The sequence below is a fragment of the Congregibacter sp. genome (genome assembly GCF_045107095.1).
GTDB lineage: Bacteria > Pseudomonadota > Gammaproteobacteria > Pseudomonadales > Halieaceae > Congregibacter.
On record NZ_JBGCFU010000112.1, the window covers coordinates 1 to 5,842 of the forward strand.

At 55.1% G+C, this 5,842-nt stretch carries 6 protein-coding genes and 2 pseudogenes; all 8 read left to right on the forward strand.

The genetic code is table 11. From position 1 onward, the window contains the following. Positions 1-723, forward strand: a pseudogene (gene fliI / locus AB8B76_RS14005) (flagellum-specific ATP synthase FliI); the annotation flags it as partial. Beyond that, positions 723-1,160 carry a flagellar export protein FliJ gene (fliJ, locus tag AB8B76_RS14010; RefSeq protein WP_405273402.1) on the forward strand — a complete coding sequence of 146 codons (438 nt, stop codon included), beginning with the start codon at positions 723-725 and terminating at the stop codon, positions 1,158-1,160. The pseudogene fliI and the gene fliJ, both read left to right, overlap by 1 nt. A gap of 59 nt (positions 1,161-1,219) precedes the next feature. After that, on the forward strand, positions 1,220-2,749 hold the full coding sequence (locus tag AB8B76_RS14015) for a flagellar hook-length control protein FliK (protein WP_405273404.1): 1,530 nt from the start codon (positions 1,220-1,222) through the stop codon (positions 2,747-2,749). A gap of 358 nt (positions 2,750-3,107) precedes the next feature. Then, entirely contained in the window at positions 3,108-3,623 is a 516-nt protein-coding gene (gene fliL, locus AB8B76_RS14020; RefSeq protein ID WP_405273406.1) for a flagellar basal body-associated protein FliL, read from the forward strand. A 13-nt stretch (positions 3,624-3,636) separates the two neighbouring features. Next, the gene (locus AB8B76_RS14025; RefSeq protein ID WP_405273408.1) at positions 3,637-4,617 is read left to right on the forward strand and encodes a flagellar motor switch protein FliM; all 981 of its coding nucleotides are present in this window, start codon (positions 3,637-3,639) and stop codon (positions 4,615-4,617) included. Between the two features lie 15 nt (positions 4,618-4,632). Further along, positions 4,633-4,983, forward strand: a complete 351-nt coding sequence (fliN, locus tag AB8B76_RS14030; RefSeq protein WP_405273409.1) for a flagellar motor switch protein FliN — start codon at positions 4,633-4,635, stop codon at positions 4,981-4,983. Further along, positions 4,980-5,426: a flagellar biosynthetic protein FliO gene (gene fliO, locus AB8B76_RS14035; RefSeq protein ID WP_405273411.1), complete on the forward strand. Its 447-nt coding sequence runs from the start codon at positions 4,980-4,982 to the stop codon at positions 5,424-5,426. Before fliN ends, fliO begins: the two co-directional genes overlap by 4 nt. Then, positions 5,423-5,842 (forward strand): annotated as a pseudogene (locus AB8B76_RS14040) (flagellar biosynthetic protein FliP); the annotation flags it as partial. The gene fliO and the pseudogene AB8B76_RS14040, both read left to right, overlap by 4 nt.

Genomic DNA, 5,842 nt, shown 5'->3' on the forward strand with positions numbered 1-5,842 from the left:
GTGGTTGCGACTCCGGCGGATTATCCACCGCTAATGCGTGTGCACGGTGCTTGGCGAGCGACGGCCATCGCGGAGCATTTTCGCGATCAGGGTCGCGATGTTTTACTGCTAATGGATTCGTTGACGCGCTTTGCGCAGGCGCAGCGGGAAATCGGGTTGGCGGTGGGGGAGCCTCCCGTATCCAAGGGCTATCCGCCCTCGGTGTTTTCGCTACTACCCAATCTTGTTGAGCGTGCAGGAAACGGCCGAGTCGGATCCATCACCGCGGTGTATACGGTGTTGGTCGAGGGGGATGACCATAACGATCCGATAGCCGACGCAGCTCGCGCTATTTTGGATGGACACATAGTCTTGTCTCGCGGCGTAGCGGACTCGGGGTTGTTTCCAGCCATTGACCTCGAGGCGTCCGTTAGTCGCGCCATGCCCGGCATTACCGACGAGAACCAACAAGAGTTAGCGCGGGCCCTTAAAGAGCTATACTCGGTCTACCGGCAAAACAAGGATCTTATTTCCATCGGAGCCTATGAGCATGGCAGCGACCCCAAGATTGACCAGGCGCTGCGCGCCCATGAGCCTTTGAGGCAACTTGTGCGACAAGCTGAGCAACAAAAAGTCACCATGACGCAAAGCGTTAATGACCTTGTGAACACCGCTCGTTATCTGAGTGGTTCCGCTCACGCTCATGCCAATGCCAATGCCAATGCCAATGCTATGGCCTCGTGATGGAGCTGGATAAACTCGACAAGGTCGCGCTGGTTGCCAAGACTGAAGAGAACCGTGCGGCGGGAACGCTCCAGCGTAGCCAGCAGGCTCACGATCAGTCTTCTGCCAAGCTGTCTCAGCTGGAACAGTTCAAACAGGAATACGAGCTGCGCCTCCAGGCGATGGCAAGCTCGGGTATGGATGCCCGGCAGTTGGTGGACTACCGACGCTTTCTTCACAATCTCAACGACGCCATCAGCCTTCAGGGCCAGGAAAACAGCCGCACTCAGGTTGAGCTGGAGTCCAATCGAGAAAACCTGGTTGACAGAACCCTTCGGCGTTCCAGCGTTGATGAGCTCATTAGCCGAGGACGTTTGGACCTGCTGCGTGCGGGTGACAAAGCAGAGCAAAAACACAGCGACGAAGTGAGTCTGCAGCGTTTTGACGGGAACGGCTGATTTGGCACAACGCTTGCTGTTACAGGGCTAATAGTGATCTTGTTCTGAAAGAGGCCGTCATGGCAGACAGTTTGAATTCGCCATTGTTGAGTGTTGCATCGCTGGAGCCCTCCGGCGCAAAAGGCGCAAAAAGCACCAATTCTGAGTCTAAATTCGGCCAAAGTGACGACTTCTCCCGTGTTTTGGATAAGCAGCAAAGTCGCAGCCAAAAGGCAGACAAGCCCGCCGAGTCCTCTTATCAGACGCGAAATGACGGTAGCTCGGTGGATGAAAACACCGGCAATGGCTTGCCGGAGGAAGGGAATCAGGCTGCCGACGTGGCAAACCTTGATGAGGCATCTACCGTGCAATCTGCGGACGGATCTCGCGAAGCTGTAACCGATAGCGATAAAGACAGTGCGGAAGCAGCTGCGCGGGACGCCGAGGAAATAGCTGCCGATGACTCCTCATTGACGGACGCTGAGGGCGCTGCGTTACTGCGAGACTTGCTACCGAAAATATCAGTGGAGGCTCCCACAGTTTCCAATTCTGCCAACGGATTAGCCGTTGATGCCTCCAGCAAACTTGAGAGTTCCACTGCGGCACAGCTGGGTTTAGCAAAGGAATCGTCTGGCTTGACTACTAAGGTGGTGGCGGCTTCAGGCAATTCAGTTAATGAGACAGTCACCGGCAAGACTTCCCCTGATGCTCAGAACCTCGCTGCGCTGACGGCGGAGGGATCAAAGGCGGTTAAGGCGTCTTCGGTATCGGCTCAGGCTGGCACTCCAGTACCAACCCCTGACGCCGCGCTAGCCGCGATCAGTCAAAGCGGTCTGCAGAGCTCTGACGTATCACAACTTCAGAAAACACCCAGTGGTCTTGATACAGCGCAGACATCGGGTGCATCCGCAGCTGAAGGGCAAAAGCTTAATTCCGTTCAAGCTGACTCCAGTGCACTAAAAGCAACAACCGCAGACTGGCTCCGCGCCAATATGGACTCCCAATCCGGGAGCCAGCGGGTTGTTGATGTTCAGATCGATGGCGCTAATGAGCTGTTCCGAGCGACCAGTTCAATGCCCCGAAGTGATGTGGCGGCTACGGCGGCGTCAGCGCCAATAGCGGGCATGGCTCCCAGCACAACCGCTGCTAGCCCCAATACGGCTGCGGCCGCAGCTGGCATGCCGGAGTATTCTCTTTCTCGAGCGCCAGATGACTTTGAGTTTCCTGGAGAGCTCACTGCTCGTATGAAAACCCTGGTGCGCGATGGGGTGCGTGAGGCGCGATTGCAGCTCCACCCAGCGGAGCTGGGGCGACTTCAGGTTACCGTGACTACCGAGGGTGACCAGACCAAGGTGGCCTTCACGGCCGAAACCAGTGCCGCGCGAGATGCGATCGAACAATCTCTACCCAGACTCCGGGAAATGCTTGAGCAGAGCGGTCTGCAACTAGCGAACGCCGACGTGGGCGAGCAGGGGCTGCAGGATGAAGCCGGGCAAGGTCAGGCCAACGCCATTGGGGATTCAGAAGGCATGACGGAGATTGATGAGCCAGATTCTTCAGTGTTGGTCGCGTCCACGGGGACCAGTTCGCGGATTGATACCTATATCTAGATAGTCACATAGATAGTCACATAGACAGTCACTTAGATAGTCACTTAGATAGTCATCTGGATAGTTATCTCCCGTTTTGTTGATCGCCGCGCAATGCGGCGGATTCCTGGAATTGTTTTTATCCGGGACGTATTCGTTCTACCATCCTTCCGCGGTGATTGATTAGGGGCTAGTGCCCACGTTTGTATGCTGACGCATTCCAGCAAAGATGCGTCAAAATACTGGCGATCACCCATTAATAGAATTTGTAACGTATTGTTTTTAATGTGGAAATTTCCACTGGTATGGCAATTGCTCTGTCCTCCGTGTGTATGTGTGCACGGTGGAAAGTGCAAGCCGATGACACGGGAGAAGGCTAATGGCCGGTAAAGACAACTTGAATCTGGGCGGCGACGCGGTCGAGGTCGAAGAAAAATCAGGCGGCAAGGGCAAATTAATCATCATTCTTGTGGCAGTCGTAGTGCTGTTGGGTGGTGGTGCTGGCGCGTTTTTCTTCTTGTCTGGCGGTGACAGCGCGGAAGGCGAGGAGGCCGTTGAAGAAGTCGTCGAAGAGGCGCCGAAGGTCCCGCTGTATCTGGATGTGGAAAAGCTCTTGGTCAACCTGGAGCACGGTGGTCGTACGCGGTACGTACAAGCCGAAATGCAGTTGATGGCTTATAAGCAAGAGGCTGTAGACCAGGCAACGAGAGATATGCCGGCTATTCGAGATGCCTTGATTACCTTGTTTAGTCAGCAGGATTTTGCGGCACTGAAGACTATAGAAGGCAAAGACAAATTGCGTGCCGATGCCTTAGTCGCCGTGAACAAGTCCCTGGGACTGGCTCCTGCCGACGGGATCCAGAAAATTTACTTCGAGAACTTTGTGTTGCAATGATCATGGAGCGGGAATGGCCAGTGATGACGTCTTAACAGAAGGTGAGATCGATGCGCTCATGGAAAGCGTTGACGAGAACACCTCGGCAGATGACTCTGCTGACGATGGCCAGTTCCGCCGCTTTGATTTCTCGGCGCGGGAGCAATCGCTTCTGCGCGAATTTGTTGCTCTTGGTCCGCTGGTAGAACGCCATGCGGACATGCTGGGCACAGCCCTCGAAAATAGTTTCTCCATTGAGTTTCTGGTTCGTGCAGAGACACCGGAGCTAGTCACTGTTGCGGATGCGATTGCATCCCTTGAACCCAGTGTTGCCGTCACGACTACAAGCCTGTCGCCCCTTGCGGGTCCCGCGTTTTGTATCTCGCCGTCGGGTCTTTTGTCCTTTGCCGTTAATGCCTACTTTGGCGGGGGCGGAGCGCCCCAGGAAAACACAAGGACGAGCTTAACGCCCACAGAGCTTCGACTCGCGGAGCGAATTGCTGAGTTTCAGATCGCCAGTATCGTCGAATCCTGGCGCGAGAAATTGCCGCTGGAAGCAGGCGAGCTGGGAACGATGGGCGTGCCCGATCGTCTCGAGATGCTCCCTTCTTCCGATATCTTGCTGAGTCTGGTTTTTTCTCTCAGCGTTGGTGAGTTCTCCAGTAGCGTGAATTTGCTCCTTCCTTTCGCGTCCTTGGAGCCCTACCGAGCGCGCTTTGCACCACCGCGCAAAAAAGATGAGCCCAGCGATGGCCAAAGCTGGGAGCCTTTCTTTCGTCGCGAGCTGCCAGGCATTGAGCTGGATCTCGCAGGTGTGCTCGCCACTCAATCTATCGCTTTGTCAGATCTACTCGAGTTGGAGGCCGGTGCCGTGATTCCGCTGAAATCTACCGAAGAAGTGATCCTGAAGATTGAGAACGTGACTCTCGCAGAGGGGCGCTATGGAAGTTTCGACGGCAAGAAAGCCGTTCAAGTACAAACACTCGCCAGTTCGTTGCTACCGGCAACTAACTAGGTTTTGGAGAAGACTATGAGTGATGAACAAGCAAACGACGCAGTAACCGCAGAGCCTCCCGAGGAGCTCCAGGGCGGTACCGCTCCGGCGGCCAGTGCCGGCGGAAAAATTGATCTCGATCTTCTGATGGACGTGCAAGTCACCTTGTCCGTGGAGATCGGTCGCGCACGCTTACCCATAAAGGATTTACTGGCCCTGAATCAAGGATCCATCGTTAGCCTCGACCGCGGTGTCAGTGAGCATTTGGATCTCATGGTCAACGGCACGCTTATAGCTCGCGGTGAGGTGGTGGAATCTTCCGGGCAGTTTGGTCTCCGACTCATAGACGTTGTGAGCCCATCGGAGCGTCTCAAAAAGCTCAAATGAATATTCTTCGCTCCAAGCTTTTTGCTCCTCTCGCATTGTTGCTGTCTTCCAGCGTTCAGGCACAGCTGCCTGCATCGGACTCCGCTGCAAGTGCGCCAACGGAGCTGTTCAGCGCCGGATACCTGTTTCAGGTTTTGGGATCATTGGTGCTGGTTTTTGTTTGCTTGTTCGCCGTCGTCTACTTCCTGAAACGCTTCAACGGCGTCAGCGTCGGAAGTGCATCTGCTCTTCGCGTGATTGGCAGCGCAAGCGTTGGCCAGCGAGAAAAGGTCGTCTTAATGGAAGTGGGTGGTGAGCAGCTTTTGATTGGTGTTGCTCCCGGCTCTGTTCGAACCCTCCATGTGCTGCCAGAGCCTCTGATAGACACTAGCGCTCAGGAATCGGCCGCGCCGGACTTTGCGGCGGTGCTCCGTGCGGCTAACCCTTTGGGAAGCCGCTCATGAAATCCTCCTTCATGAAGACATCGTTTATCAACGCGCTGTTTGCAAAAGCTTCGGGCGGGTTTGCCCTAGCGGTATGTCTGTTGCTCCTGCCGGAGCTTTCCTGGGCACAGACGGGCATTCCATTAGTTTCGGTGCAGCCCAGCGCAGCAGGTGGAAGCGATTACTCCATGAGTCTGCAGATCTTGCTGCTCATGACTTTGCTGACTTTGATTCCGGCGGCATTGATCACCATGACGTCGTTTACACGCATCCTGATTGTGCTGGCAATTTTGCGTCAGGCCTTGGGTACCGCGCAGACGCCGTCGAACCAGATCATTTTGGGCTTATCGCTGTTTTTGAGTTTGTTCATCATGGCGCCGGTGTTTGAAATTGCCTGGGCCACTGCGCTGCAGCCCTACATGAACGAAACCGTCGGA

Excerpts from the sequence above, each read along its gene's own strand:
- AB8B76_RS14015 (WP_405273404.1), top strand. The coding sequence starts at position 1,220 with ATGGCAGACAGTTTGAATTCGCCATTGTTGAGTGTTGCATCGCTGGAG.
- fliL (WP_405273406.1), top strand. The coding sequence starts at position 3,108 with ATGGCCGGTAAAGACAACTTGAATCTGGGCGGCGACGCGGTCGAGGTC.
- fliN (WP_405273409.1), top strand. The coding sequence starts at position 4,633 with ATGAGTGATGAACAAGCAAACGACGCAGTAACCGCAGAGCCTCCCGAG.
- fliO (WP_405273411.1), top strand. The coding sequence starts at position 4,980 with ATGAATATTCTTCGCTCCAAGCTTTTTGCTCCTCTCGCATTGTTGCTG.
- fliJ (WP_405273402.1), top strand. The coding sequence starts at position 723 with ATGGAGCTGGATAAACTCGACAAGGTCGCGCTGGTTGCCAAGACTGAA.
- AB8B76_RS14025 (WP_405273408.1), top strand. The coding sequence starts at position 3,637 with ATGGCCAGTGATGACGTCTTAACAGAAGGTGAGATCGATGCGCTCATG.